The 2,960-nt window shown below is 64.0% G+C and carries 4 protein-coding genes and 1 pseudogene; all 5 read right to left on the bottom strand.

What is annotated here, in order from left to right; translation table 11 throughout:
* A partial coding sequence (locus AC1DT2_RS19595) for a hypothetical protein (protein WP_477298141.1) occupies positions 1–181 on the bottom strand: 181 nt, incomplete at its 3' end.
* 9 nt (positions 182–190) lie between these two features.
* On the bottom strand, positions 191–364 hold the full coding sequence (locus AC1DT2_RS19590) for a hypothetical protein (protein WP_213950114.1): 174 nt from the start codon (positions 362–364) through the stop codon (positions 191–193).
* Between the two features lie 13 nt (positions 365–377).
* Entirely contained in the window at positions 378–1,604 is a 1,227-nt protein-coding gene (locus tag AC1DT2_RS19585; RefSeq protein ID WP_477298140.1) for a c-type cytochrome, read from the bottom strand.
* Complete coding sequence (locus AC1DT2_RS19580; protein WP_477298139.1) at positions 1,601–2,353, bottom strand: c-type cytochrome; 753 nt, start codon at positions 2,351–2,353, stop codon at positions 1,601–1,603. The genes AC1DT2_RS19585 and AC1DT2_RS19580 overlap by 4 nt, the downstream gene beginning before the upstream one ends.
* A 200-nt stretch (positions 2,354–2,553) precedes the next feature.
* Positions 2,554–2,960 (bottom strand): annotated as a pseudogene (locus AC1DT2_RS19575) (hypothetical protein); the annotation flags it as partial.

Below are 2,960 nucleotides of genomic sequence, written 5' to 3'. Positions count from 1 at the left end.
GGGTGGAAGGATTGATTGTCTCGACGCGCGAAGGGGGCATCGTCGCCCAGTGGAGGCCGGTAAAGATCACCATCGCTACCAGCAACGCGACCAGACCCACCATGGTGAGCGCCCAACGATTCTCGATGCGCTTGGCGACGGCTTCGCCATCATGTGGATCTGCGGGAACCGCTCGGGCCATGACGAGTCCTTAGTGAAAAATGACGCCACGCGGAAGGAAGGCGAAGAAGTAGAAGAGGAACCACATCAGGAAGACGACGGCGACAGCGACGCCGGCGACCATCAAGGCGCCCCGCGGACCGGCACGCACGATCTCATCGACACGTTTGTCTTCGCTGCCAGGTTCTTTGTCGATATCGCTCATGCAGGCTGTCCTCTTAATCCAGCGGCGCCGAACGCAACGCGTTGACGTCCGCGTCGGTGACGGCGGTGCCACGGTTGTTCCAGGCGGTGCGTATATACGTGACCACGGCAGCGACTTCCTCGTCCGACAGTCCTTGTGCGAAGGGCGGCATGCCGTACGGCCGGGGATTGCGTATCGTCCCGGGCGGATAGCCGCCGTTGAGAACCATGCGGATCGGATTGACCGACGATGTCATCTGGATCGACTGGTTGCCGGCCAGCGGCGGGAAGTCGGATCCCTTGCCTTCACCCTGCGTGCCGTGACAGGTGGCGCACTGGGCCGCGTAGATTTTCTTGCCCAGCGGAAAGAGGCGAAGCTTGTCCTGCACCTCGGCCTGCGTGGGCGCGCTCGATGCGCCGGTGGCTGGCAGGGCTTTCAAGTAAACGGCCATCGCCCGGATATCGGCGTCGGAGAGGTACTGCAGGCTGTTATGGACGACTTCGGCCATGGGACCGTAGACCGCGCCGCGCGCGGAAACGCCCGCCTGTAGCAGGTCGGAGATGTCCGCGATGCTCCAGTCGCCCAGTCCGGCCTCATGGTTGGAGGTCAGGGAGGGCGCGTACCAGTACTGCATGGGAATGAGTCCGCCTTGATAGGCGGCTGACGCGGAGCTGCCACCCAGGGCATTGATGGCGGTATGGCACATCGCGCAGTGACCGGGTCCCTCGACGAGGTAGGCGCCGCGATTCCAGTCGCTCGACTTCGACGGGTCGGGCTTGTACTCGCCCTCGGTGAAGTAAAGCGTGCGCCACCCAAGGAGGAGGGTGCGGTTGTTATACGGAAAGCGGAGGTCCTGCGCGGTGTTGGGCCGATGCACCGGCGGCACCGTTTTCAGGTACGCGAAGATCGCGTCGATGTCCGGCCGGGTCATCTTCGTGTAGGCGGCAAACGGCATGGCGGGGTAAAGCAACATGCCCGACCGCGAGCGGCCGGTGCGCATCATGTTGTAGAACTCGTCGGCCGTCCACGCGCCGATGCCGGTGGCGCGGTCGGGCGAAATGTTCGGCGAATAGAGCGTGCCGAAGGGCGTCGACATGGGTCGGCCGCCACCGAAGGGCTTATCTCCCGGGTTGCTATGGCATGCGATGCAGTCGGAGGCGCGTGCCAGGTATTCACCGCGCGCGACGATCGACGTGTCCTGTCCGTATCCGGCCTGTGCCAGAACCAGTAATCCGAGCGCGAACCAGCGATGCGTTCTCATCGGGCTTCACTACTTTGGCAAGTGAGTGCCAGCTTGAGCGAACCTTCGGTGGCCGGTGCGGGGTTCGGCGGCGAGGGCAGGGACGACAGGTACGCCGCAGCCGCGGCGATATCCGCATCGGAAAGCAGGACGGTGATCTTTTGCATGCAGTTGGGTTTCGCCGAGACGCGTGCGCCGTAGCGCGAGGCGCCGAGCTGGGCGCTGATGTACTTGGCGCGCAGTCCGAGCAACCCCGGGATGTCGGGCGAGACGCCCGTCAGTGAGGCGCCATGACAGGCGACACACGAAGGAATATGCCTGCGTTCGTCGCCTTCCAGGGTCAGCTTCTGTCCCAGGGCCATCACGGCCGGTGAGACATCGGGCTTGGGCAGCGTCGGGAAGGGCGTTTGCTGCTCGGCGAAGTACTCGGCCATCTCCTGGAGATAGGCGTCAGGGAGGTACTCGAGCAGATAGTTCATGGGGGCGTACTTTCGCTGCCCGTCCCGAAAGGCGACCAGCTGGTTGTACAGGTAGCGTGCGGGTTTGCCCGCCAGCCTGGGGAAGTAGTCGTCGTTGCTGCCCTCGCCGCGCAGGCCGTGGCAGGTGGTGCAGGCCATGACCCGGGTGGCGATGCTGTCGGGCGCCGTCACCGCGCTGCGTGCCTGGGCGTACACGGGGCCTGTGCCGATGAGAAGCGCCAGGCACAGCACAACCCCGGCCACGTAACGGCCGACCGCAAAGTCACCGATTGCACGGTGTTCGTGAACCATCGATATGACACCCCTGCCTGTGACGTGACCGGAACGCGGTTGCAAGCCGGACATCCTGCCCGTAGACACGGTACTCCCTAGTGCGAGCGAGCGATTGAACAGGCGTGCATGATCTTGCACCCACCGGCGGTGCCCGGAAACCGTTGAACTACCTAGATCCAACCGGATAAATAGCCCGGCTCGGGGCCGGGCTATGGCATCTACTGCTTGAGYGCCACGAGGGTGACATCGCGCTTGCTCAGCTCGTTGTGAATCGTCGTGGTCATCGTCTTGCCGTCGGCCGACACGGTGGACTTCGCGACCGAGGTCGCCTTGCCTCCCATCATGGATGTCTCCACGAGGGTAGGGCCGACCATCTTGACGGCAATCATGTCGGTACCTGGGTCGCCCTTGTATGGCACGGGCTTGCCATCGAGTTTGGCGGTATACGACTCGCCTTTCGGGTCGGTCATGCTGATGCTGTCACCGTCGACCTTATACGTATAGGTCGTTACGCCCTCGGAGGCGCTCTGGTAGCTCGTCGTAAGCCACGAGCCTGCCGCAGCGTGGGAGCCCGGAGCGCCGGCCGCCGAGCGCGTCTGCGTGCCCTTGACCGTGGTTGTGCCAC

The organism is Luteibacter sp. P4_E6, assembly GCF_056401535.1.
This window is presented reverse-complemented; position numbering and strand designations above follow the sequence as displayed.